The organism is Dyadobacter sp. BHUBP1, from assembly GCF_050587785.1.
In the GTDB taxonomy this organism is placed as follows: Bacteria; Bacteroidota; Bacteroidia; order Cytophagales; family Spirosomataceae; genus Dyadobacter.
This window is the reverse complement of record NZ_JBOBIH010000003.1, coordinates 378317-405066: the sequence shown is the minus strand read 5'-3', so window position 1 is coordinate 405066 and position 26750 is coordinate 378317. Positions and strand designations below refer to the sequence as shown.

Genomic DNA, 26750 nt, shown 5'->3' with positions numbered 1-26750 from the left:
TCCAACAAACGCTATGGAAAAAATGTTACCCAGGCGCGCTCTTACGAGAGCTGTCAAACAATCCGGGCTTGTTCGTTTATCAACTCAGATGCTTCTGCTGTCGGCATTTGCTCTGCTCCCTTTTCTCTCTATCGCGCAGGTAGTTTCGCCGGACACTTCATTGTTGCCCTGTAACACACCTACCGCACTGAACCTACCGACCTATCATATGAGCATTGTTCCCAATGCAGGTTTGACTGTCTGGACAGGCCGGTATGGTGTATCCCTGTCGGCGGTCAATAATACGCCTAATGCCATCAGTGCCAGCACGACAGACTTCGCAAGTTTTGTCGCCGTGCTTACCGCCGCGGGCGGGTTACGCCTGACTGTGCAAAGCGATAATGGTTATTATCCTGCCGGGTATTTCGCCGGTTTTCAGATTCAGAACTCGGGCCTTGCAGGCGCCTCGCTGCTGGGGTCGCTGACGGTGCGGACCTATCTGGGAACCACTTTGCAGGAAGAATATACCGGCCCCGGCGGCTTGCTGACGGCAAACATCGTCAATACCGACGGCAGAACGACCGTCGGCTTTTTGACTACCAAGAACTTCGACCGGATCCAGATCGATCAGGCATCGTCATTGAGCGTTAACCTGGGTACAACCGAGATCTATAATGCCGTGGTCACCAAATTTTGTGCAGAATCCACGCCTCGTCCTTGTAATCTGGTCGAACAGTGGAATAACCCGACCTTCCCGGTATATGTAAACACCGACAGGACCGGTATCAGTACTAATGTGGCCTGCGTAAACTGCGCAGTGAGAAATACAAATAATCTGGTCAATTCGGACGCAACGGATTATGCGGAAATCGACCTGGTTGCTTCGGTAGCTTCGACAGGATCGGTTTCGATCAAAAATACCAAGACGGTATACCCCGCCGGGACATTCGCCGGCTTTGAGATAGAAGACCAGCGAACGCTCGGGGTTGCATTTGCGGCAGGTCACACGGTTACAACTTACCTCAACGGTGTACAGCAGGAAACTGTTTCAGACGGGGGGGCTTTGGGCAGCGCCGGCCTTTTTACTTCTTCCGGACACGCTATCACCGGTTTTAAGACCAAATTCGCCTTCGATGAAATCCAGTTCAGCGTCTCCATGCTGGGTGCGGTACAGGTAGCGCCTATCCGGGTGTACGGGGCCGTGACCGAGCGGTTCTGCGAAGGACCTGCGTTGGCATGTAATACCAACACCAAGCTGGTCAAACCGGATTATCCTGTCTTTGTCGACACCCGCAATACCGGAATTGATGCCACCGCCTGTGTGCAATGTAACATTGTAGCGTCCGGCAATGCGATTGACGCAGATCCGGACAATTATACCGAGCTGGTGGTGCCGGCCAACATCGGCACAACGGCCGCTTACGCGGTGGCCGACGGGGCGAAAATTTACCCTGCCAATACCTTCGCCGGTTTTGACATCGACAACCCGAACCTGATCGGCGCGGGCGCGCTTTCAGGAATTACCATTTCCACCACGGATCAATACGGGGCAGTTATCGAATCGTTTTCGGGCAACACCGGATTGATATCTGCTAAAAGCTCGGTATTGAACGGCGCAGGACGGCAGACCATCGGCTTTTTGGCGACCTTGCCTTTCAGCGGGGTCAAAATCACGGTCAGCTCTGTGATCAATGCCAACATAGGTACAACCCGGATCTACAATGCGGTATTCAAATCATTCTGCGCCAACGAACTGGCCTGTAATACACTGACAGCCGTTTCAAACCCCACTCATCCGGTTTACGTCAACGGGGTAAGGACCTCGATCGACGCGGTAGGATGCGTGGCCTGTCAGCTCAATAATTCGGAGAACATCGTAAACGGATCGGTGGTAGTACCTGCTACACTGGTGATGGGAGCAAGCGTAGGTTCAAAAGCAACTGTTTCAGTAGCTAATGCCATTGAAACCTATCCGGCAGAATCTTTTGCAGGCTTTGACATCGAGTCAGGTACACTGCTGTCAGCAGGCGCATTGGGAAGTATGACGATCCATTTGTACAACGATGGCGTACTCGTGCAAAGCGGCACGGGCAATTCGCTGGCCGCAGGTGTGAGCACTTCCCTGGTGACTGGGGGAGCTAACAGGCAAATCGTCGGTATCATCAGCAAAGTGCCTTTTGATGAAGCACAGCTTGAAATCACCAACCTGGCAGGAGCGGACTTAGGCAATATTCTGATCTACCGGGCGTATATGCAACGCAGCTGCGCGATTACGGTCGGTTGTGACTTCAATGTAACGTTGAACGATCAAAACCATGGCGCGGTGATCGATGCCGAGCAGACCGGGACCAAAGGTATAGCATGTGCAGGCTGCGAAGTGCAAGCGCCCTGGAGTGCTGTTACAGCCTCCACCACAGACTTCGCCCGGATACACAACCTTGCCAGCGGCTTGGAAGTAAACTCTCTGGCCGTTGCGGTCCCTGCCACATCGTTCCCTGCCGGTACTTTTGCTGGCTTCACCATCAAGAAAAACCCATTCCTGCTTTCAGGAGGGCTATTTACCGGCATCACCATCACGACATACCTGAATGGGGTACAGCAGGAATCGAAAAACGATGCAGCTCTGTTCGACCTCTCGGTCTTGAACCAATGGTTCGGCACCCCGTCTGACTTCTACAACCCAGGATTCTATACCACGGTGCCGTTTGACGAAATCAAAATTTCGATCGGTTCGCTCGCACAGGCCGTAGACCAATACGTGGATGTATACGGCGCCATTGTCGATACCCGCATGGCAATTGGGCTCAGTTGTAACCAGACAAATCCGGATGTCAATGTAGCACTTGCCGGTGTTGCCATTACAGGAAATGTTTCCACCAATGATGTTATCCTTGCAGGAACCACGTATGGAAGCGCCTCAACTGTGCCGGGATATTCAAATCCAGGTGGCGAGCTGCCGGTTGTAGCTGCCGATGGAAGTTATACGTTTAGCTCCGCTACTCCGGGCGTGTACCGCTTCCTGGTACCGGTTTGCCCGCCTTCGGTGACAACAAACTGTCCGGTAGAGCTGCTCGTAATTACCGTAAACGGCACGGGAACGAACAACCCGCCGATTGCGAACCTGGACATTGCTTCCACTAAAATGAATACAGCGGTAACAATTAATTCGCTGTCCAATGATGCCGCCGGAAACAAAGATGTACAGTTGGTACCTGCCTCGGTTGTGCTGACAGACCTCAACGGGGGCAATCCTGGTAACACACGTCTTGGCGGCACTGCGGTTGTAAACCCGGCTACGGGAGCGGTGACCTACACCCCTCCGACCGGAATTGTGGGTAAAGACACAATACTTTACACAGTCAGCGATAACAGACCGGTTCCTTTAAGCGCCTCGGCTTATCAGATCGTTCAAATATCACTTGCCGGGACGACCAATAGCACTCAGGCTGCCGATGACTATGCCCTGCTGTCTTCGGCGAGCGGAATCAACGCAACCGCGGCAAATGGCGTAAAAGCGAATGACTCAGATCCGGAGGGGGATACCCAGACTGTGACTGCGCAGACAACTTCTGTAACCGGTAAGGGAACTTTGACGCTCCAGTCTGACGGCAGCTACACTTTTGCTCCCGAAGCTACCTTCAAAGGCAGCGTTGCCTTCGCATACACCACCACAGACTCACAGGGTGCGACAGCAAATGCGACACTGTATATCTCCGGAGACCAGGCTGCATTGCCAGTCACGCTGGTCGACTTCAAGGCGGTTCGGGAAGGCAGTCAGGCGCTGCTTTCATGGACAACTACCTGGGAAACCAACAGCGATTATTTTGAGATCCAGCACAGCAAGGATACCAAAAACTGGCGCGCTGTCGGCAAGGTCGAATCCTTCGGGGAAAGCGCCATACGCCGCGACTATACTTTCGTCCATGCTGCGATGGCCCCGGGAGAGAATTACTATCGCCTCAAAATGGTCGATAAAGATCAGACTTATGCATACAGTGGCATCAGGAACGTCGAGTCCGGTATCCGGGGTTTGGCAACCTACCCCAACCCCGTATCCGATAAGATCTTCCTCACAGACCTGGCTGGACGGAAAATCTCCCGCGTAACCATAACCAATAGCAGCGGCAATGTGGTTTATTCTGCAAGCAGCTTCCCTGTCACAGGTTTACGGGTAGCCAAGTGGGTGTCCGGACTGTATGTGATCGAGGTTACAGAGGAAAATGGACTGACCCACCATTTAAAAACTGTCATCCAAAAATAAGGACGCACCCTGCAAATGAAATGAAAGCCCCTCTCCTTCGGAAGGGGCTTTCGCAATTTAAAGAGGTCGATCCCAACAAAGTTCCTATTTCCTGACCATCTGTAACTGTCGTACTACAAATTAGCCTATATTTACACAAGCTCAACGTTATTCTACAATTCATGAAAACTTACTACAAGATTGGTCTATTCCTTGGCTTCCTCTACCTCACCGCCGTTCTTCATACAAATGCCCAAGGAATTAATCAATTATGGGGCGTAACCACATCCGCCGGGAACGACGGTCTGGGTACTATTTTTAATACGGCCACCGACGGCACTAAGCCCCTTGCGCAATTTGACTTCAGCGTGCCGCGTAAGGCCGTTTCCATGGGGCAGTTCACCGAATACAATGGTGAATTCTATGGGACGGCATTGGAAGTTAATGTAGATAATGCCGTCTTCAAAGGCATCCTTTTCAAATGGAACCCAGCGACCGATGAATACACCGTTTTGCATAATTTCAAGCGCGAGACAGGTAACAACCCGGGCTCCACAATGGTCATCATAAACAATAAACTCTATGGTACCACCACGGAGGGCGGAATCAACGAGCAAGGAGTTATTTTCGAGTACGATCTCACCAATAATGTTTATTCGAAACGGAGTGATTTCGCCAATCTTGCGAAAGACCGTTTGCTATGGGGCACCTCGCGCATTATTGGATTCAATGGAAAACTTTACGGCGTTGCCATAACGGACAACGGGAACCTTAGCGATGCGCTGTATGAATGGGACCCGGAAACTTCCCTATTTTCGAAAGTGAAGAATGTAAATGGATCTTTACAGCCCGGACCCCATGTGCCGGTCGCTCAGTTCGAGCCGTTTGAAGGTAAATTTTACGGCATAACCCAATCGGCGGGTACTAACTATGGGGACCTGGTAGAATGGGACCCGGCTGCGGGTTCCTTTACGTCCAAAGCCACTTTTACGCCGGTCACAGGCTACAATTGTCTTACTAAGATGACTTCAAAAGACGGTAAACTCTATGGCGCGACTACCTCCGGGGGCGCATCAGGCGCCGGCACATTATTCGAATGGGAGCCGGCTACGAATGCAATTACTAAAAAGGTTGATTTCCCCAACGCAGGAACTGCACCATTCAACGCGTTTGCTCCTCTTCTGGTTGGTGACAAGTTTTATGGGATTACCAAAGGGGGCGAAGCCCGTACAGGGCTCCTGTATGAATGGGACCCAGTTACGAACGGGTTCAGCATCAGATCTGCTATGCCCGGCAACGGCACGGGCATATTCCAGGGAAAGTTTACACCGTGGCAGGGGAAGTTGTATTCAAGCGTGCAGGTGGCTGATCCGTCCAATGGTTCTATATCGATCGAAGTGTTCAATTGGGATATGGCAACAAATGTTACCAGCGAATACATCAGCAATGTGGCTATGGGGCGGGCGGCTATGGGCAGTCTCACATTTGCTGACGGTAAGCTATATGGCATGACCTCCGAAGGCGGCAAAGACGCACTGGGCGTGATTTTCGAATTCGATCCACAGAAAAAAGCTTATAAAATAATGCAGGAGCTTAGCAAGGAAACAGGAAGTAAGCCATTAGGTAAAATGGTGCTGCGGAATGGAAAACTGTACGGTATGACTTCTGCCGGAGGAGTGAATGGGTTAGGTACTCTGTTTGAACTGGATTACAAGACCAACGTATTCACTAAGAAGCTGGATTTTGAGTCCATCAATGGTAGTAGGCCTTACGCGAATCTGGTCGAAAGAGATGGTAAATTTTTTGGGATGACTCCTACTGGCGGGGTATCCAACCGAGGCGTGATCTTCGAATGGGATCCGGAAACCAACATTTACACGAAGAGGTATGACTTTGACCTCCTCGCTGGCGCCAGTCCCTTCGGAAATCTTTGCTGGAAGGACGGCAAATTTTATGGAATGACCATGGGAGGCGGCGCCTTTAACACCGGTACGGTCTTCCAGTGGGATCCGGCTACGAACGTTTATACGAAATTGCGCGATCTCAGGGCGAGCACAGGACTAAAACCTTACGGCTCACTTACCGTCTATGGTGATAAACTATATGGACTCACACAATCGACACTGCTGGAGGTGGACCCGGCAACCCAAGATGTAAGTGTGTTGGTTGTCCTCGGCAACGATCTCAAGGCCGACATCACGGTCAATAACAACAAATTGTATTTTATGGGAACTTACGAAGGAGGCTCGGTCTTCGAGTGGGATCCCGCAACCAAAATTTTGAAAACAAAGGCCCGGCTTTCTACCGACAGCGGGATAAACCCTTTTTACATGACGCCCACACCAGTACCAGCACCGGTATCGGCCGGTAACCCGGGCACTTGTATGACGCTTGCGAATTCTTTGATCGGCACCGATAATTTCAACGAGTGGCTTGCGGTTACTGACGCTTCCAACGAAGCAGTGGCAGAAATCAAAGCGAATGGCAATAACCTGGGCACCATAAAAAGCTGGCTATATACGCACAGCGGCGCTGTAAGGAAAAGGGACGGACGTTATTTCCTGGGTAGGGATTTTACAATGACGCCTTCGGGCAGCATAACCTCCGGCCAGGTAGACGTCAGGATTTATATAAAACAGGAAGAATACGATGCGCTCGTGGCTGCCAACAATGCCGATATGGAGGTTGAGCCAATCCAGGATGTGACGCAAATCGGGGTATTTACAACCGGCGCCAACAGTTGCAGCGGAAGTATCTCAGGATCACCCCGCGCCATCGCTACGAGCGTTGAGCCCTGGACCGGTGGCGGTTATGTCTTTAGTTTCAAAACGGACGCCTTTTCCACCTTTTACCTGGCAAACACCAACAGACCTTTGCCCGTCAAATTAATCAATTTCAATGCACAACTACTGGAGAACGATGCTGTGCTAAACTGGCAAACGGCCGAAGAAGTCAATTTTTCACACTTTGAGTTACAGCGGAGTGAAGACGGCCGGAGCTACCAAGCGATTGCCACCATTGAACCTTCTGCCGGATCCATTCCAGGCCATTATAACTTCATTGACACACAGCTGGGTAAAATCCTGGTACCGAAAGTCTATTATCGCTTAAAAATGACCGATTGGGATGGTACATTTGCTTATTCGACCATCCGCGAGCTGGCAATACCCAACGCGGTGGCGACACTGTATCCCAACCCGGTCGCGGATATTGTTGAGGTAAAACTGCCAAAAGTGGCATGCAATTGGCAGCTCATCAACTCAGCAGGAATGCAAATGCTGAGCGGACAATCTGAAGGCGGAAACTTTAAACTCAATGTTTCCAAATTGCACACTGGTGTCTATTTCCTGAGATTCACAACTGCCCGGGGCGTTAGGACATTGACTATGGCTAAGAAATAACGGGCCTGAATTGCATAGCCCTGTCATTAAACTGGTTAGCCGATGATCCAGCCGGTATCATCGGCGCCGGTACATAACTCAACTCAATGCCCCGCCCCCGGTACTGATAATTGGATCACCGCTGTCAGATATTAGCAAATTGTTCCTTTAGAACAGCAGGAAACACGCCACAGCAATCGCTTGTTACCATTTACAAAACGATAAGATAGAATAAAGTTGCCGCCTTTTCTTCCACTGAAATTACATTCCCGCATTGCGACTCCCGAAACGCAATTGGGTATGGGAATAACTACAATCACTGAACGATAAATCTAACCGATTCACCGTTTTCAACCAACAGTAAATACACCCCTGATTTCAGGCCCGCGATTGGTATGACGGAGCGAGACCCGTTCAGGCGGACCTGTTTATAAAACCTTCCATGAATATCTACGACCGTCGCCTTGCGCGGTAGCAGGTTCGAGCTGCCCAAGTCGACTGTCAACCGGCTGTTGGCCGGATTTGGGAAAACACTGATCGATTGCCCGTGGTCGATGGCGATGCTAATAACACGGCTGTAAGTAAAGGAGCCGTCCTGATCGATCATACGCAGGCGATAAAAATTACCAGGGCCAGGGTCGGGATCGGTAAATGTGTAGTCATGATTACCGGAGCCGGAGGCAGAAATTACGCCGATTTGCCCGAATGTGTGGCCGTCGCTACTCTTTAATATTTCAAAATGCGACGTGTTCTCTTCGTCGGCAGTCGCCCATTTCAACCTAACAGCGCCGCCGTCGAGCCTGTTTCCGGCAAAACTCACAAGCCGGAGCGGCAAATTGGCATCGTCATCGACGATATCGACCGACGCAACGTTCTGTGACGGGGCTCCTGTATATTGCAGAGAATTTGCATCAGAAGCTCCGAGAAGGGTGCACAGGATCGTTTCCGTTTCTTCGACAAGGGTGTCATCGATGGCGGTCAGGGAAACATCGGCAGTATTATGATAAGCCAGCAGTATGGCAGCGGAGTTAGCGTAATCGGCGCCCGTAGCCGTACCCCCATACTGAATGTTGGCAACAAGGCTTGTCGAAGGCACATAATCCCCGGGAAGACTCATTCTGATAATCCCGGAGCTTGCCGGTTCGGCAGCATCCGCAATCTTGGTGAGTGTTATCTGCGTGTTGGCTGCGGTGTAGTCATCATCGGTAAAAAGAACATCGATCGCCGTGTTCACCGGGTCCGGTGGAAAAATAAAAGCATTGCCCCCGCCGTCTGTCGCACTTCCGGAAAGTAAAGTAACGCGGAGATTTTCCTGGCCCTCGATAATGTGATCGTCGTACATGTTGACAGATACAGTAATCGAGTTCGTATTTGGTGGAATCACCAGCGCTCCGATCGATTGACAGTCCACTCCCGGGGAGGCCGTGCCCGACAAAACATAGGCGATATGGACCGGCCACGCGGACGTTGCCACGCCGGCCAGTTTCAATGTAAAAGTGGCTTGCCCGGAGGGCTCAGCAGCATTGGTCCCGATAAGCAACTGGACCGGTGTCGATGAAGCGGCGTTGGCATCGATGATGTTAACCTGCGCCTGATTATTGGCGGGATCTATCGGCAAGGTCAATGTCGCCGACGCTGCACTGGTGATCTGAATGCCGGTACTTTCCGGTCCTTCGATGATACCGTCATTGAAAGCATCGACGTCAATCAGGACCTGGGTTGATCCGGCCGGAATGACCGCATTTCCCGTATAGGCAGGTAAATGGACAAAGTCCGGCCCCATTGTTGCTTGTCCGGATGCAAGAAAAGAATAGGCAACTATTACATCCTCAGCCAATGGAACAGGATAATGAAGGCCAATTTTATAAATACCGTTTTTTCCACCTTCGATGGCATCAGACAATTTTTGCAGATAAACATATTGTCCCGTCGGTTGCGCAATTATCCGGCTGGAAAAATTTAAAAAGAATGTAGCCACAAACAAGTATGAAATCAGGCGGCTCCTTTGCATTTTGATCGTAAACGTCTTCATAGGCAGCGGGTGATGGGTGAAATGTATCGCCGATAAACCACAAATCTACTAGCGGTTATTTGCTACCAATATACTAATTTTTACTATTTTAAATTACGAAGTTTTATTACAATGAGATTTCATTTTGTAAGGTACTGCACCTGGAATTACGGTGGCAGTGACTACGGCGCAGCCCCGCCTGAAGGCCAGGCAATTTTTCTGTATTAAAATTAAAACGACTGACGAAAGGCCATCGGCGAAATATTCGTTTGCGATTTGAAGAACTTACTGAACGATTGAGAATGGCTGAAACCGAGCTCGTAAGCAATTTCACTCACCGACAAGCTGGTAACCGACAACTTCTCCTTGGCCTTTTCCAACAGCTTTTGCTGAATATGTTGCTGTGTGCTTTTGCCCGTAACCGTCTTTAAAACGGCACCGAGATAACCTGGTGAAACATTTAGTTGCTGCGCAACGACTTGTACGCTGGGCTGGCCTTTTTCCAAAAGCTCATTGCTGTTGAAATAGTGAAACAACAACTGCTCCATTTTTTCCAGCAGCTTATGGTTGGCTACTTTTCTTGTTGCAAACTGACGGCAATAATACCTGTCTGCATAGGTTAGAAGCGATTCCAGATGGGAAACTATCAGATCTTGCGTAAAGGCGTCAAGATTCCCCTGGTATTCGTGTGCAATATGTTGAAATATCGTTATTAGCGTTAACTCTTCTTTTTCCGACAAAAACAGTGCTTCGTGAATAGCGTAACCGAAAAACTCATACTTACTGATCTTCAAAGCCAATGAAGTATTCCATAAAAAATCAGGATGGACAAGCAGCAACCATCCCGAATGATTCAGCTCCTGGTCACCATCCATTTCGATTTGCAATATCTGACCCGGTGCCATACAAGTTAGGATGCCTTCATCAAAGTCATAGTTACTCTGCCCATATTTCATTCTGGCGTTGAAATTGCGTTTAAGGCCGACACTGTAAAATGGAAGCACCAGGCTGATCGGACTGTTTGCCGGCAGCCGCCGCATCGATTCGAACGATATAATGCTGATTAATGGGTGTTCTGGCTTGGGCAAGCCCATGATCTGATGGTACTCACTGATCGACTTGATGATGTGCGGCTGCATTGCACTAAATTACACCTTGTTGTAAATGAGCGCAAATTCTCTGGCAAAATCTTCCAGCTTTATCTTGCCAAAGACATGCGGGGCTGTTTGATCAAAATGCCTGCGCAAATTGCCATTATGAATATTCTGCCCGAGCTGCAATGTATTTTCAATAACATGCCGGGGCACTTTACGGCTTTCCATCCTTTGTCGTTGCTGATCATCCGTAAGCCTTTTCCATTGTAAGTCAGGTTTGCCGATAGAGCCGCCCAAAACACTGGCCACTTCCGATGCGCGCCGATCATCACTAGCCACGTATCTGATGCCTTTGCCATCGCTACCCAACCGCAGCTCCTCCGCGGCGGCAGCGGCAATATCGGCGGGCGAAACCATCACAATCCTATCCTCTTCTCCATAATTTGCAGCAATCATACCTGTGGCCCTGATCATATCGACAAAATGAAAAAGGTTGTAATAGATAAACCCTGCACGGAGATGAGTAACCCTGCTACCGGGTACACGATCCAAGATACCTTCGGCGAAATGCGATCCTAAAATATACCCTGTACCGGAAGGCAAGTCTGCGCCCCAGCTGCTTAAATGCACGATTTTTTTCACGCCCGAGCCTGTTAGTGCTTCCGCATACGCGGAGGCAACTTTCCGGTAATGCGTCAACGGATCTTGTGCTGTAAAATCAGGTGGAACCATGGTGTATACGGCATCCGCGCCCGCAAATACCGGTTCCATGAAACCAGCATCGGTTACCGAACCTATTGCTGCCCTGGCACCCAAGGCATGTATCTGCTCCCTTTTTCCGGGGTCGCTTGATATTATGGTAACGCTATGTCCGGCGCGGATCAATATTTCCGCAAGCGGCCGGGAAACATTTCCTAACGATCCAGTAAGAACGATTTTCATTTTTGCTATTGTTTGTCCAATGCAAAGGTCTGATCGATTGCCCAAGTGGATGTAGCCCGATCCGCTTTTGTTGAAGCCGGATAACATGTTTTTGTGTTTCTTTCACTTTTTAAGTCAAAGCCAGGTGTCGATAACCTTTGGAGAGCGATCAGTTCCGGCTACCAGTCCCCTGCCCTTCACCCGGTGGGATCCTGGTTATTTGATTAGACGGACCGATTTCAAGCGCATAGCGCTCCGAAGTCTTGCGCCACCCCAGCCCGATCATTTTATCGTATTCTTCCAATGGTATTGGCCGAATGCAGTATGTAGATTCCGCCCCGCCTTCTAAAAACACTTCCAGGCTTCGCTCTGCATGAGCTGGCTAGCGGAACCTGGTATTCTGAATATTGTTGGTGTTCCGTGCAACGACAGCATAATTGACAAATGAAGGATTCCAGGCTATCATGCCGGAAAACGCATGTCAGACAAAAGTAATGGCAATGCCCGGGAAGCTTTAAATATCTTCCCGGACTCTGCTTAACCACGCCTTATTTATTTGGACTCTGCCACCGGCGCTGCGTTCGCGCCTATATTACCAGCGGCTACGGTGACCGCACCTAGTTTAACCGTCACGTTAGCATTGTAGGCGTCAAGCTTATCGAAAAACCCCTCTTCAGTAATGCTAAAATACTTACTGGTCGCGAACGCGCCCGTAGCACCCGCGACTGTGTCGAGCACCTTCAGGGCCGTGGCGGGCGCTGCTGTCACCTTTCCGGGAAAAATAGCGGCTGTGTAAGAGCTCCCCCCTGCTCCGTTATAAAGGCCCATCTGTACTAAGGTGATCGTTTTGTTGTACTTGTAAAAGACTACGCGCCCATAGATATTTTCCGTAGTCGCGGCAGCTAACGTATATGCCTTATACGTCGATACAGTACCGCCACCTGGCGCTGTACTTAAATTGGGCGGGTAGTCCTGTTGTTCACAAGAACTAAGCAACGCAAATAGCGTCATCGTGATAACCAGGGATACCATCGGGGTGATTTTGCTGATATATGTTTTCATGTCAGGATGATCATTAAAAGTTGAAAGAAATGCGGCCGTAGTAGTAAGATCCGTTGGAGCCCTGCTGATTGTTGTCATACAGGTAGAAGCCCTGGTTTTCGGGGCGCAAAATGTCAGGATATTTATTAAAAACGTTACTGCCGCCTATGGACAATTTCAGGTTCCTGGTCAAATCGTAGCCAACACTGGCATCGAAAATGGATTGCGCGGAAAACTTCTGATCATAAAAGTTACCTTCCGCATCGGAGGAAGTTGACCGGGAGGTCACCGTTCCAAAGTATGTGCCTCTCACCATAGCATGAAATTTATTGACACGATAGGTAACCGAACCGATTAGTTTTTGTCTTGGTGTTCCGGTTTCAAACTGACCAATTGTGGCCCGGTCCAGGTACTTGGCCACAATCTGGTCTTCGGTCAGATTAGCCACATTCAAATCGAGTACTTTCCTGTTCAGAATGGTGTTTTTACTGAAAATAGCCGCAAGGCTGAAAATGAAGCTTTTACCACGACTCAGGGTGAGCGTATAGTTTCCGACTGCTTCAATTCCTTTGGAACGTACGTCTGCACCATTCACAAAGAACTGGGCTTCTCCCCCACCGATGACCTCGTCGTAGTGATTGCCAACCTCGGATGCATTGAAGTAGCTGGTCCTGAAAATGCGGTTATCTACATCAATCTGATAAGCATCCAAAGTTACTTCAAATCCGTGGGCCGGCTGATAGGTGAGACCGAAACCATAGGTCCTCGATTTCTCCTGTTTAAGACCCTGAATTCCTAAAACCCTGGCAGCGGTACTGTTGGTTGGGTAAGTTGTCACATCAAGCGGTTGCGGGATACCGTTTGCATCCGGCACGAATGCCGTGGCAGTATGGGTATAATTCAACTCCTGAAGGGATGGCGCGCGAAATCCGGAAGCAATCGAAGCCCGCAATGAAAGCGTTTTGGCAATGGAATACCTCGCGGCTAATTTGCCGATGGTAACGCCGCCAAAATCCGAATAATTTTCCACACGGAAAGCGCCGGCTACCAGCAGGCTTTTAGTTACTTCAAGTTCGGCATCAAGGTAAGCGGCCATGGTGGTGCGGTACTCATCCCTTTCGTTTTTCGGGCCGAATCCGGCAAAACACTGGCAATTTGAAGACAAGGATTTAACGGTAACCTGCTGGCCTGCATTCACACTGATCGGATTTCCATTGGCATCTACGATCGGTGTGCTGCTGGCATCTTCCAAAGGTTTTCCATCAGGGCCGACAAGCAAACCGGCTTTACCCACGGTAAGCACCCCTGCATCTCCATAGGTATAGGCCTCTTCCTGACCTTTCATGATTTTGTAGTTTTCTATACGCATTTCAGCGCCAAAGGCAATGTTCAGCCCCCGCAGCACATCTTTGAAATAGCGGGAAAAATCAAGGTTAGTCGAATTTTGGGTGAACTGGTGCGTACCCAAATACATATTGACCGGTGAATTGGAACCCAGTGAAGCATTCATGGTATTGACCATCCCTATCCGCATCCGGTTCCGGCCAAATGTGTTGCTGAAATCGACATTGAATTCCCCCAGCTTACTTTTAATACCGGTTGTATTGGAAAGGTCGGAAGTATTGGAGGTCATCTGTGGACGGAAGCCATTGGGATACAGCAGGTAATTGAAACGGTCAGTTTGTGCAGGACGGCGGAAGTAGCACGAGAAACCTTTAAGATATTTGTAAGACGCTCCTCCAAAACTGTACAGCGTTGTGGTAGGATTCAGCTGATAACCTGCATTGTAAAAAGTACTGCCGAGAGTAATGGCAGGCATACCCGCATAAACGGCAAAATCAGCTTTGGTCAGGCCGCGTGCAGCCATTAATCCCGCTTCTGTGGTCAGCGACGCAAGTGCCGCTGTGTTGCCCGAGGCCTGTGCGGCAACCAGCTCGGGATTGGTGATGACCGGATTTCCGTTTTTATCGGTCCGCTGATTATTCAGGTAAGTTTTATCAAAAAATCCCCAGTCATTCACAAAAGGTCTCAGGGTCGGGCGCTTCTGTGTAATTTGCCCGGACAGGTTAAAGTACCCCTTGTCTCCCATTTTGAAGCCGTAATTTGCATCAAACTGATAATTGAATCCATCCGGCTTACCATCTTTGGTCAGTTCCCCTGCCTTACCGCCGGTATTGGCATAACCTCCACCGGTAAAGCTGCCTGTCAGCTTATCTGTCCCTTTTTTGAGGATAATATTGACTACGCCGGCCACTGCGTCCGAACCATATTGAGCGGCAGCGCCATCGCGTAAAATTTCAACCCGGTCGATGGCGGACGCTGGAATGGTCATCAAATCAACGGACGTGGAGGGGCTACCGACGGCCGTTCCGGTAATAAGCAGGGCGGAAGTGTGCCTTCGTTTTCCATTTACCAGAACCAGTATCTGGTTGGGGGCCATGTTGCGGAGCTGGACCGGATCTACGTGGGAATCAAGGTCACCACCCTGGGATCTGACCGCGTTAAAACTGGGTGCCACAAAAGCCAGCATTTGGGCCAGGTCAATCTGAGGAAGGTCTGCCATGATATCCTTGATGGAAATGACATCCACCGGGACGGGGGTTTCCAGAATGGTTCGCCCGGTATTTCTGGACCCTGTAACTATTAATTCATTTAACTCCGTGCCGCCATCTTCCAGCGGAACGCTTAACGTTGCTTCGGAACCTATCTTAACTTCCTTGGTCTTAAAACCTATAAAGCTGAATACCAGTACATCGCCCGGCACAGCATCGATCGAGAACATACCCTGATTATCCGTAATAGTACCTTTATTCGTATTTCCTTTCAAGATGATGTTCACACCAGGGAACACTTCCGCAGTGGATGCAGAAAACACTTTACCGGTAATCTTTTTGCTTTGGGCAAGCATGGTAAACGGTAACCAGCAAATGAGCAGAAAGAGCATCGCAGGCCTGGCCACGAATTCGTATTTTCGTAAGTTTCTCTTCATAGTAATGGAGTGATTTTAGTTGGATATTCATTTCAAAGGATCAAACTGGATGGACACAGTCTGATAGCAACAGACCCCCTTCCGGATCTGCATGGTGTCATTGTATCAAATATGCGGCTAACACATTGAAAATATCGAAAAAATAGCAAAATGCAATATATAATATCGGATACATAGAAAAATACAATATAATTTATATATATTCTTCAGAATATATTGCTTTTACCATGCACCCCCCAGAAGTTGAAACGGGGTGGCAGCCAGGGCCATCGGCAATATATCAAGGTCGACAAGTCGACTGGCCCTCTTCAGGATGGGCAGGCCGCCATCAAAATGGTACGTAAACGGGCAGCTGAATGGAATTGGCAAGATGCCTCCCCGCGAACTACTGGATCAGTGCAATACGGGCAAGCATGTCAGTATTGCTACACCACCGACTTTTCTAGTACATGCGGCCGACGACGATGTGATCCCCGTCAAAAACATGCTTTCCTTTTGATGCCTTGCGGCAAGCAAGCGTAAAAACCGAAATGCACATCCCGCAGCCAGGAGGACATGGATTTATCCTTGCCGATTTGAATAGTAGGGACAATTGGTTCAGAATGTTCAAAAGTCGGCTGGCAGAAAACGGGGTTTAAGGAATTGTGGATTGACTGGAAGGTCATAAGTTAGATCGACAGTGTCAAAACCAACCTGTTAGTTGAATCGGTGACGATAAGCTTCCAAGATTTGGTCGTACTGCAAGTTGGAATTATCTCCATTGGGCTCAATGAGTCGAAATTCGAACAGCCTGCCTATTTCTTCATCATACAGATAATAGCCAACGGCCTCGCCCCGCGTGTAGATTTTCACTGGTTTGGCCCCTATCCATCCTAAGTGTGGTATCAAGTCGTCAAGATTAAAATTAGTGATTTCAAGAAAAACAAAGTGACTAGACATATCCAACTCTTTTGTGTGATTTATAAGGCAAAACGGAACCCACCTCCGCAGTCTTCCGGGCCTAAGAACTTTTGAAAGATAGCCCCGAGATACATTTTTCAGTGTCTGCCTGCACATCAACCGGCCCGAAATCTGGTTAATCCGATCATATCATAAACAGACTAGCTGATTTCATTTTTTGCCGATCGGGCATTCCGCCCGGATTGACCACCCTGTCCTTCATTTCATCGCGCCTCGAAACGGCAGCGATGCACAAGTCGTAAATTTTGAGTGGTGGTCAATCCGTTGCGGAACACGGTGGCTGCGGTAACACTACGCTACATTAGAGAATCCTACAATCCCTTCGGGTTTTGAACCGCCACACTTCCTTCGCCAGCCTTATTATAGGCAAGCTCGTTGGCAGGTACGTCCCAGTAATCCAGGAAGTTGTAATTAATGGTCGCGTTCTTGCTAACCACACCCGCCTTATCAACTACAACCGCGCCGGTTCTGCCTCCGCCTGTCGCAACATCATCGATCACTCCCCAGCGCCTGGCGTCGTAGAAGGCAAGCCCCCGGAATGGCAGAACCACCCTTCTCTCGCTTCTCAATTCTTCTTTGGCAGCTGCCAGGTTAAGCCCCTTACCTGCGACGGCGGCCAGACCGGCACCCTGAAGTTTACGGATGGCATCAATGATTTTAAGACCGCCCTCTATATCTCCCGTGTTGATAAGCGCCTCCGCCAATGTCAGCTGATTTTCTTCGTAGGTGGTGGCCATATAGAATTCGTATTCGCCCACCGCTTTGTTGCCCAACACAACTACGCCCGCAAGTCCCTTTCCGCCATCGATCAGACCATACCGGGTATTGAAAATGTTTCCACGGTCATTATTGCCAATCCATGGGTTGGTTTCGATCGCGAAGTTGTTCTCTAGTCTTTTATCGCCCGGTTTAAAATCCTGTACAAGGCGTTCGCTGACTTTGAAACTACTGGTTTTGGTAGTACCCGTAGTGAGGGCCGAAGGCGTACTACCGGTAGCGGAAATGAAATCGCTGGTCTCGTTTGATCTGGCCGTAAACACGTAATCCGTTGCTGTAACTCCATCTTTGGCAAGGGCGATGATAGACGCCCACTGCTCCGCAGTCATCTTTTTTACAGTGGTGTTTACCAGTATGTTTCGTGCTTTCATCGAGTTGATGTTCCTCTTCCACATATCAGGTGTAAGTATCCCCCCCTTCCCAACCTGAAAAAATGCGGGAATAATTTTACCGATCACTGCCGAGTAATCGGCAACGCTGCTAACAGCGCTTAGAGCTGCCGCGGCTTTATCATAGTTGGCATTTGACTCGGCAATGATAGCTTCCTTGCTCACAAACGTGTTATTGGTACCCACTGCCTGATCATTGATGATACCGGCATAGTAAAGTGAACCGATACGGCCATAGGCGTAACCCTTCCACCAATATGCCCAGGCCTTAAGTGCGTTCTTTTTACTTTCGGCATCTCCCGTAAATGTGGTTTTGTCCACCAGCGCCAACACATTATTGGCCCCGCTGTTGAGACTGTACATGTAGGCCCACTCGTAATACAACGGGTTGTCGCTCGCGTTTGCATTGATATTTACCTGCCGCAGCATGTCCAGTTGAAGGGTCGGAGAATTGGGGTTCTTCACCCTGGTGCCGTTATCGAGGATCACGTAATTGGCTACCCCGATTTCGTTCAGCCGCTGGTTGGCAGCTTCCACCCCTACAACGTCCCCCATAATTTCGTGATAACTAAAAGGATCCCCGAAAAACCCGCCATAAAAACCGCCATACTTCACAGTCAGGAAGCCATTTACATAAATAGCGCCCTGCGCCAGGTTGATCAGACCGGATTCCGAGTTAGCGCTTCCAGTCGTTGGCTGGTTCGGGTTCTTAACGTCTAATTGATCCTTACAGGAGAGAACAGACGTCAGAAGCACCAACATCGATAGCAATTTTATTTTTTTCATGTTTTATCTCTTTTAAGAATGCAATGAATGTTTTTAGAAACCGAAGTTTAAACCGACCTGATAAGATCTGTAATTCGGCATACTGCTGTGGTCGGTTCCGCGGTCCCATGCCGAGTTGTTGGCACCCGACACGATTTCAGGATCCATACCGGTGTATTTGGTTAACGTAACCAGGTTGCGCCCCGAGAGTACTAATTGCAGCCTTCTGAATCCTTTAATATGAGTCAGTTTTGCAAAGTCCAAAGCAACAGAAATATTTCTCAGACGGAGGAAAGAGGCATCTTCGTAGAAATAATCTTTGGTACCATTTCTGGTAACGGCTGCATATACACCCCGGTAAAACGCGGTCCATGCTCCGGTTTGTCCGTCGATCGTGAACGGTTTTGCGTAGTCGGCATGGATTCCATCGCGGTACATCCATTCCTTGGTTTGGTTGTAAAGATGGCTTCCCTGTATCCAGTCCAACTGAACGTTGAAAGTCAGAAAGTTCTTGATCGTCAAATCATTGATGAATGAGATGTTGAACTTCGGATTAGGATCGCCGAAACTGTATTTATCAGGGGTTACATAAGGGAATTTTGTCGCTTTGTTGACCACATAGCCGTTGCTTGCCAGCGTATAGTCACCCTTTTCGGCTTCCGAAAGAAAGGGGGTACCGTCCGGCTTTGTGGCATCCAGGCTATGGAGCAATCTATGGCCGTAAAGCTGTCCGATTTTTTCATCCTTGCGAAGCACATAATTCGTACTTCCGGCATTGGAGATAACAACAATCTCCTGATCGCCAACGACAGAATTGATTTTCGAGGTCTGTTTCGTAAAGTTGGTAGTCAGATTCCAGCTGAAATTCTTGCCCTGGTATACAGATGCGTTCAATGAAGCCTGCAAACCATGGGAGCCGAGTGAAAAAGCATTGGTTTTCAAAGTTCCCGAACCGGAAGTCGGCGCCACATCAATGCTCCATATCGCATTGTCCGTAGTCCGTTTCCAATAAGTGGCCGACAGTCGCACATCGTTCAGCCAGTCGGCGTTCGGCATCACGTTCAATGTAAAATCCGTTCCGATTTCAAGCTCTTTGGATACTTCCACACCCAGGTCAGGATTATTTTGGTTTGGATCGAAATAGAAGGCATTGCTGGCACCCAAAACCTTTGTGCTTAAAGTAACATAGCGATCAAAAGGCTTGGGCTGAATACCTGCCTCTCCGTATGCGGCACGCAATTTAAATTCGGGAATACGGTCGGCGATCGCTCCTGATTCCCAAAAGCCCAGTGAGGACATTCTTAAATAAACATCACCTCTCGGAAAGGTAAACGGCTTTGAACCTCCGCCAAATGCGGACGAGTAGTCACTTCTGAACCCGCCGGCAACACCGAATATATCCCCATATTCAATTTTTTGGTTGACAAGGTACCCGTAGGTAATAAACGGTTCCTTGTAATCCTGAATAACCTTGAAGGATGTTCCTTGCGTGCTGTTAAACGGCGTGTAAGTCGGCAATCCGGCAGCCGCTGCTGCATACAGCGTCTGTTTCTGGTTGCGGTAATCAAAGGAAACCTGGGTAGATGTCGTAATTGGAATATTCCAATGAAAGTCATCCTCGAAATTGGTGTAGATAAATGCAGTACCCAAAAAATTCTGGAATGTTCTTGCATAGGTATATTTATCGATACCACCTGTATTGTCAGGGCTGATCGCGGAGCCCACCCAGGTCGAAGCGGCAACGGAATTGGCATTGTTTGACTGGTTTTGCGCCATATAGACGTAGTCTTCCCTATTGTAGTTGAGTCCGTACTTTGCATCCAACTCCAGATACTTGTTGACTTTATAGTTCAGGTTGAAATTTTGGATGATATCAACCTTTTTATCGTCGCTGTCTGAATAATACTGGGCGTAAATAGGGTTACTTCCGTTCACACCCGCTGCATCTCCCAACTTGTTGATCGGACTACCATCGGGTAATTTGAAATCGTAGTCCACAAAAGCACGGCTATTAAAAATCGAGTAGATGTTATTCCCATTAACCGTGTTTTTGGTATAAACCAGCTGCGTGGTACTGCGCAGCCTTAACCCCTTGGCAAGCTGGACGCCCAGGTTGGTAACCAGGTTACTACGGTCGTTATAACCATTGTTAAGGAAATTGGATTTCTGATGGTTATTGGACGCAGAGGCGCTGAAATCGAATTTCTCACTGCCTCCTGAAAGGGAAATGCTATTGTTGATCGTGTTGGCAGGAACAAAAAACTGTTTGAAGTGATCATGATAAGCAAGATTGGCGTTGTAGGGCTTATCGGTCTTGTTAAGCGGATCCGTACTGTTCCAGATTACGTTTTCGGTATACAAGCCGGTCTGCGGGTCAATCGAAATCGGCGCGCCCGAAGATCCGATGATGTTATTGTTTGCATCGGTATTATATCCGTGAAAACGCGACTTGGCCATTCCACCCACATTCAGATAGGTATTGTTTGTGATCGCACTGGAAATATCGATGTTCAGCTGCCCATTTTTCCCCCTTTTTGTAAAAAGCTGGATAACTCCGTTCGCGCCCTGAGCCCCATAGATCGAAGCAGAAGCGGCGCCTTGCACGACTTCCACCCGCTCGATAGAATTAAGGTCGATCGCGCTGAGATCCGTCGAAGCCATCTGAATACCGTCTATCAGGATCATTGGCGATGTCCCCCGGTTCACAGAGTTAATACCTCTTAGCAAAATGTTGACTCCCGCCCCCGGCGTACCGTTGCCGCTGGTGATCTGCGCTCCCGGAATTTTCCCAACCAGCGCCTGATCCACCGAAGCAGAGGGCGTCTGCGGCAGGCTTTTACCGGAAATCGTTTCGACCGATATCCCCAGCTTGGCTTTGCTCGTAGCCACACCGCTACCGGTCACAACCACTTCGCTTAAAATCCTGGCGTCGGATACCAGCTTCACGTCGATCACCGACAAGCCATCAAAAGTGATTTCCTGTGAGATCATTCCAACAAAACTAAAGGTCAATTTTCCCTGATCGGGTACGGCGATTTTGTATTTGCCATCCATGTCCGTGATGACACCGTTATGGGTGCCGGCGATTAACACGTTCACTCCCGGGATTGGTGATTCGTCCTCCGCAGCGGTGACTACACCTGTTACAAACTTTTCCTGTGCCCATAGCAATGATGAGCAACAGCACACCAGCAGGGTGCTGAGCAGTAAAACCTTCTTCATAAGTAAACAATAGTTAGGTTGGTATCGGAGACTTGTCTCTTAACAAAAATACCCTTTTGCACTATCAATACAAACCAACCTACATTTCAGGAAACAAATATATGATAGTTGCATATTCAACAATACAACAAAATTATATTTCGCAATTATAAAATTTTATGAAATATAATTTCAAAACAAGTTAACATACGACGTTCACTCAAAATCATCATTCTGAGTAGCGTCCGAATGTGGTTATTAATTTTTAAAAAATATTATAAAGTCAGCGAGCTAAAATTCTTGATAATATTCTACAATTACATTTTAAAATGATTTCTTCACAATGCACTTTTCCGGGACTCTAAGGCCCGACCCGACCGATGTATCCGTTAATAAACTTATTATTAAACAATTAATCTGATTCAGCTGGGGTGTCCCCCCAGAAAATAAACTTCACTCATCCAGATAAAAACATAATTATTTCAACAAAACAAAGCACCCAGTTCAGTATGCAAAATAGCTAACCGGCCAAAAAACTACATACGATATGACTATACGTTCATAGTAATATCTGTGGATCCACACGAGAGATAACTTATGATATTATACGTCAATAATTCCTCTGATAGCTCGCTCGTTGAAATTTGGCACCCTGATTTTAGCTCACCTTTTAGCCCAATGAACCTGACAATTCCAAGAACCACGACACCGACAGACCGGTCTCGCAGTTGAATTAGACCGGGAGCAATGCAAAAATCGGAAAACAAAAAAACCGCATCAGATCGCTCTAATTACGGTTTTCATTCATTTTACTTACGAGGTCTAATCAAGATTCACAGCCTATTACTTTCCGATACAAAACTTAGAAAATATATTATCCAGCAAATCATCCGTCACAATAGTCCCGGTAATTTCCCCCAAATGATGCAGCGCCAACCGGATATCCTGTGCTAAAAAGTCCCCGGTAACGCCCAGTGAAAGCCCATTCAATACATCCGTCAAAGAATCCGAAGTCTTCATCAAATGCTCATAATGTCGCAAATTCGTAACGACCGTATCTCCTGCTGCCTGCCCATGAACAAGTGAAACAAGCTTCCTGGTCAAGGCAGGTAAATTCTGTTGCGTATGTGCGGAAATGGGGATAATGTCCAACGAACCGGCCAGTTCGGATGCCAGTGAAGGATTAATATCCGTCTTATTCAAAACAAACAACACCTCCTTACTAGCGGGCAGCGATGCAGCCAATGCGCGGTTCTCGGCCAGCGTCACCTCGCTATCGAAGAGAAAAATCACAATGTCCGCCTTATCCATCGCCGCTTTTGAGCGCCCGATGCCGATGGATTCCACTACGTCATTCGTTTCGCGGATGCCCGCAGTGTCGATAAAGCGGAATTTCAAGCCATCCAGCACGATGGTATCCTCTATCACATCGCGCGTAGTGCCGGCAATGCTGGTTACGATAGCTTTCTCTTCATTCAATAATGCGTTCAGCAAAGTAGATTTACCCACGTTGGGTGAGCCGATGATAGCCACCGGAACCCCTTCCTTAATTGCATTGCCAAAGTCAAATGAGCTGATCAGCGGTTCAATGGTTGAAAGTAATGCATTGATTAAACGTCGCAAATCATCCCGCTGGGCGAACTCTACGTCTTCTTCGCCGAAATCCAATTCTAGCTCGATTAATGAAGCAAAATGAATGAGCTCGGAGCGCAGCGATGCCAGTTTTTTGGAAAAACCGCCCCGCAGTTGGTTCAATGCGGTTTTGTGGCTCGCTTGGGAGTCGGCGGCAATAAGGTCGGCGACGGCCTCGGCTTGCACCAGGTCGAACTGGCCGTTTAGAAAGGCTCGCTGCGTGAACTCGCCGGGTTTGGCGACGCGGGCACCTTTGGTGATGAGCAGCTTTAATATCTGGCGGATAATGTAGTCGGAGCCGTGGCAGGAAATTTCGACAGAATCTTCTTTGGTAAATGAGCGCGGCGTTTTGAAAACGGACACGAGCACTTCGTCGATGATTTCGTCGCCGGCGTTGATAGTACCGAAATGCACGGTGTGGGATTCGGCATTTTCGAGGTTTTTACCCTTAAATACGCTATTCACCATCGCGATCGAGCCCAGGCCCGACACGCGTATAACGCCTATCGCGCCCACACCCGAGGGCGTAGCGAGCGCGCAAATCACTTCCTGCTGTTGTATTACTTCTGTATTCATAATTGCAAATATGCTACTTTTAAAGAGAACCATTAACCGCCGCAGGAAGTTTGAATTTTGTACCTTTACGGGATTTTTACGGCGCTCCTGCGTGTTACACTTTTTTCAACATTAAGATTTTCAAGACCTTGCTTACCGAAACTTTGCCTATCGTTACCTCAGAGCTTCCGGTGATGGAAGCCTTTTACACCTTGCAGGGTGAAGGCCAGCACAGCGGTCGTGCCGCGTATTTCATCCGCCTCGGCGGCTGTGATGTAGGTTGCCACTGGTGCGACGTGAAGGAATCGTGGGACGCGAGTATTCATCCCAAATTCGATATCAATGCGATCGTGGACGGCGCATTGCAGTTTCCCGGTCGATTAGCAGTAATTACTGGAGGGGAACCATTAATGTACAATCTCAACGAGCTGACGGGCGCATTACAAGCGGCAGGCTTCAAAACCAATATCGAAACGTCGGGCGTTTATCCATTTACGGGACATTGGGACTGGGTTTGCTTTTCCCCAAAAAAATTCAAAACGCCTCACCCCGACATTTACCAGAGCGCCGATGAGCTGAAAGCGATTATTTACAATAAAAGCGATTTCGAGTTCGCCGAAGAACATGCAGCCAAAGTTTCTCCTGATTGTACGCTGCTACTCCAACCCGAATGGAGTAAGCAGGACGTGATGCTGCCTTTGATAATTGACTATATCAAAGACAATCCCAAATGGAAAATGTCGTTACAAACTCACAAGTTTATGAACATTCCATAATGCACCGGGTATTTCTTTTCTGCTTCGCACTAGTCACCATAACGCTACAAAACGCTTCCAGTCAGGACGTTACATTACCCAGAAAAGCGAGAGAAGTATACGATAAGGCACAAAAAGCATGGCAGGAAAGGAAGCTCCCCGAGGCCACAGAGTTGTTTGAAAAAGTGCTCGAAATTGAGCCGAACAGCTACGATACCCATTTGCGCCTGGCACAGGTGTATGAACTGCAACGGAAGCCCGACTTGGTCCGCAAGCATTACTACAAGGCTGTCAATCTTAAACCGGATGCCCCGCAATCAGCAGCGGCTTTTCAATGGATAGGCCGTGACCATTTCAATGTGCAGCGGTACGACTCGGCCCAGTTTTATTTCGAAAAGGCATTCGCGTTGTTTCCTGCCAGGTCGAGTCTGGGAAGGTTGGCTGAGAGATCGGTTGCCTCAGCCCGTTTCGCCCAGCAGGCTGTAAAGAACCCGCTTTCGATTGAGAAAAAGTCATTGGGGGATACGGTAAACTTCCTCGACACTCAGTACTTCCCGGTCCTGACGGCTGACGACGAGACATTAATTTTCACAGGCCTGACTGCAAACCGCGACGAAAACATCTACTTTACACGCCGCATCAAGGGCCCGGCTGCGCGGTGGGATGTACCGGAGGAAATCTCGAAAACCATTAATACGGCCAATAATGAAGGTACCTGCACGGTTTCGGCCGATGGCCGGACGCTTGTTTTCACTGCCTGCAACCGGCCCGACGGCCTGGGCAGCTGCGATTTGTACATTTCCCATAAAGTAGGCAAAGAATGGAGCCCACCGGTGAATCTCGGCCCGGAGGTCAATTCGCGCGAATGGGAATCACAACCTTCGCTGTCCGCCGATGGGCATACCCTCTATTTCGCGTCCGACCGAAAAGGCGGCGTAGGGAAGCGCGACATCTGGATGACGCACCTGGACGACAAGAAACAATGGACCGCCCCCCAAAACCTCGGCCCGGTCATTAACACACCCGACGACGAGAACGCCCCATTCATTCATGCGAACGGCCGCACATTGTTCTACTCTTCCAACGGCCTGCCGGGGATGGGTGGCTTTGACATTTTCATTACTCAAAAAACAGACACAATATGGGCGGCGCCCGCGAACATAGGCTACCCGATCAATACCGTTTCGGATCAGGTGGGGCTTTTTATAACCTCCAATGGAGAAAATGCCTACTATACCGATGATAATACCGAAAAAGGAGGAGGCCGCTCCCTGCTGTACACCTTCCGGGTGCCCGACGCGCTGCAAAAGCTCATCACGCCTACGCGTTACGCGAAAGGTAAGGTGTTTGACAAAAAGACAGGCACGGTATTGGCTTCCGACATCGATCTTTTTGACCTTAAAACCCAGACCAAAGTCGGCTCTTTTACTTCCGATAGCCAGAATGGCTCCTTTCTGGCGGTTTTGAATAGTGGTGGGGAATATGCATTCTATGTATCCAAACCGGGATATCTGTTTAAAAGCCTTTCATTTTCGGTCAATAACGATCAGTCGTTTGTAGATCTTGAAATTCCGTTGGAAGCGATCGAGAAGGACCGCGCAGAGATTTTGAACAACATTTTCTTTAAAACGGGGGAATATATCCTGGATGATAAATCGAAAGTGGAGCTAGACAAGTTGAGCGACTTTTTGCACAAAAATAAAACCATCAAAATCGAGATATCAGGCCATACTGATGACGTAGGTTCGGATACCGAGAATATGGCACTCTCCCAACGCCGGGCACAGTCCGTACAATATTATCTGCAACAATCGGGAATTGCGACCGACCGGATTTTGGCCAAAGGTTATGGTGAAACAAAACCTATGGCGCCCAATGATTCCGATGAAAACCGGCAAAAAAACCGAAGGATCGAATGGCGCATCCTCTAAATGCATTTGCATAACGGGCTGAAATTTTGCACTTTTGTCAGTCTGCCTGTGTTGTACCAACAGGTACAATAAGGCGAAATCAAGTCTCACACACAAAGAAAAGCCTTGCTGGGCACCGCTGGAATTTCCA

12 protein-coding genes are annotated in these 26750 nt (G+C 48.7%); 4 read left to right on the top strand and 8 right to left on the bottom strand.

Going from position 1 to position 26750, the window contains the following annotated elements:
• Positions 1-88: 88 nt before the first annotated feature.
• Positions 89-4240 (top strand): Ig-like domain-containing protein, encoded by a 4152-nt coding sequence (locus ACQ4MZ_RS13905; protein ID WP_430845675.1) that lies wholly within the window; start codon positions 89-91, stop codon positions 4238-4240.
• 161 nt (positions 4241-4401) lie between these two features.
• Positions 4402-7620 (top strand): choice-of-anchor tandem repeat GloVer-containing protein, encoded by a 3219-nt coding sequence (locus tag ACQ4MZ_RS13900; protein WP_430845674.1) that lies wholly within the window; start codon positions 4402-4404, stop codon positions 7618-7620.
• 295 nt (positions 7621-7915) lie between these two features.
• On the opposite strand, the gene ACQ4MZ_RS13895 is transcribed toward ACQ4MZ_RS13900, so the two are convergent.
• The 8 genes from ACQ4MZ_RS13895 to mnmE form a co-directional block, all read right to left on the bottom strand.
• The gene (locus ACQ4MZ_RS13895; RefSeq protein WP_430845673.1) at positions 7916-9631 is read right to left on the bottom strand and encodes a Calx-beta domain-containing protein; all 1716 of its coding nucleotides are present in this window, start codon (positions 9629-9631) and stop codon (positions 7916-7918) included.
• A 209-nt stretch (positions 9632-9840) separates the two neighbouring features.
• The gene (locus tag ACQ4MZ_RS13890; protein WP_430845672.1) at positions 9841-10614 is read right to left on the bottom strand and encodes a helix-turn-helix domain-containing protein; all 774 of its coding nucleotides are present in this window, start codon (positions 10612-10614) and stop codon (positions 9841-9843) included.
• A gap of 144 nt (positions 10615-10758) precedes the next feature.
• On the bottom strand, positions 10759-11646 hold the full coding sequence (locus ACQ4MZ_RS13885) for an NAD(P)H-binding protein (RefSeq protein WP_430845671.1): 888 nt from the start codon (positions 11644-11646) through the stop codon (positions 10759-10761).
• Positions 11647-12177: 531 nt separating this feature from the next.
• Positions 12178-12687: a hypothetical protein gene (locus ACQ4MZ_RS13880; protein ID WP_430845670.1), complete on the bottom strand. Its 510-nt coding sequence runs from the start codon at positions 12685-12687 to the stop codon at positions 12178-12180.
• A gap of 13 nt (positions 12688-12700) precedes the next feature.
• Entirely contained in the window at positions 12701-15655 is a 2955-nt protein-coding gene (locus ACQ4MZ_RS13875; RefSeq protein WP_430845669.1) for a TonB-dependent receptor, read from the bottom strand.
• Positions 15656-16926: 1271 nt separating this feature from the next.
• The gene (locus tag ACQ4MZ_RS13870) at positions 16927-18567 is read right to left on the bottom strand and encodes a RagB/SusD family nutrient uptake outer membrane protein (RefSeq protein ID WP_430845668.1); all 1641 of its coding nucleotides are present in this window, start codon (positions 18565-18567) and stop codon (positions 16927-16929) included.
• A gap of 33 nt (positions 18568-18600) precedes the next feature.
• Positions 18601-21768 carry a SusC/RagA family TonB-linked outer membrane protein gene (locus ACQ4MZ_RS13865; RefSeq protein ID WP_430845667.1) on the bottom strand — a complete coding sequence of 1056 codons (3168 nt, stop codon included), beginning with the start codon at positions 21766-21768 and terminating at the stop codon, positions 18601-18603.
• Between the two features lie 822 nt (positions 21769-22590).
• A complete protein-coding gene (mnmE, locus tag ACQ4MZ_RS13860; protein WP_430845666.1) occupies positions 22591-23955 on the bottom strand; it encodes a tRNA uridine-5-carboxymethylaminomethyl(34) synthesis GTPase MnmE in 1365 nt (454 codons plus the stop codon).
• A 173-nt stretch (positions 23956-24128) separates the two neighbouring features.
• On the opposite strand from mnmE, the gene ACQ4MZ_RS13855 reads away from it, so the two are divergent.
• Together ACQ4MZ_RS13855 and ACQ4MZ_RS13850 are read left to right on the top strand one after the other, a co-directional pair.
• On the top strand, positions 24129-24710 hold the full coding sequence (locus tag ACQ4MZ_RS13855) for a 7-carboxy-7-deazaguanine synthase QueE (RefSeq protein ID WP_430846408.1): 582 nt from the start codon (positions 24129-24131) through the stop codon (positions 24708-24710).
• Entirely contained in the window at positions 24710-26620 is a 1911-nt protein-coding gene (locus tag ACQ4MZ_RS13850; RefSeq protein ID WP_430845665.1) for an OmpA family protein, read from the top strand. Before ACQ4MZ_RS13855 ends, ACQ4MZ_RS13850 begins: the two co-directional genes overlap by 1 nt.
• Positions 26621-26750: the final 130 nt, after the last annotated feature.

What these genes read in the sequence shown, in the direction of transcription:
- ACQ4MZ_RS13865 (WP_430845667.1), bottom strand. Translation starts at nt 21,768, where the DNA reads ATGAAGAAGGTTTTACTGCTCAGCACCCTGCTGGTGTGCTGTTGCTCA.
- ACQ4MZ_RS13895 (WP_430845673.1), bottom strand. Translation starts at nt 9,631, where the DNA reads ATGAAGACGTTTACGATCAAAATGCAAAGGAGCCGCCTGATTTCATAC.
- ACQ4MZ_RS13855 (WP_430846408.1), top strand. Translation starts at nt 24,129, where the DNA reads ATGGAAGCCTTTTACACCTTGCAGGGTGAAGGCCAGCACAGCGGTCGT.
- ACQ4MZ_RS13905 (WP_430845675.1), top strand. Translation starts at nt 89, where the DNA reads ATGCTTCTGCTGTCGGCATTTGCTCTGCTCCCTTTTCTCTCTATCGCG.
- ACQ4MZ_RS13880 (WP_430845670.1), bottom strand. Translation starts at nt 12,687, where the DNA reads ATGAAAACATATATCAGCAAAATCACCCCGATGGTATCCCTGGTTATC.
- mnmE (WP_430845666.1), bottom strand. Translation starts at nt 23,955, where the DNA reads ATGAATACAGAAGTAATACAACAGCAGGAAGTGATTTGCGCGCTCGCT.
- ACQ4MZ_RS13875 (WP_430845669.1), bottom strand. Translation starts at nt 15,655, where the DNA reads ATGAAGAGAAACTTACGAAAATACGAATTCGTGGCCAGGCCTGCGATG.
- ACQ4MZ_RS13885 (WP_430845671.1), bottom strand. Translation starts at nt 11,646, where the DNA reads ATGAAAATCGTTCTTACTGGATCGTTAGGAAATGTTTCCCGGCCGCTT.
- ACQ4MZ_RS13870 (WP_430845668.1), bottom strand. Translation starts at nt 18,567, where the DNA reads ATGAAAAAAATAAAATTGCTATCGATGTTGGTGCTTCTGACGTCTGTT.
- ACQ4MZ_RS13850 (WP_430845665.1), top strand. Translation starts at nt 24,710, where the DNA reads ATGCACCGGGTATTTCTTTTCTGCTTCGCACTAGTCACCATAACGCTA.
- ACQ4MZ_RS13900 (WP_430845674.1), top strand. Translation starts at nt 4,402, where the DNA reads ATGAAAACTTACTACAAGATTGGTCTATTCCTTGGCTTCCTCTACCTC.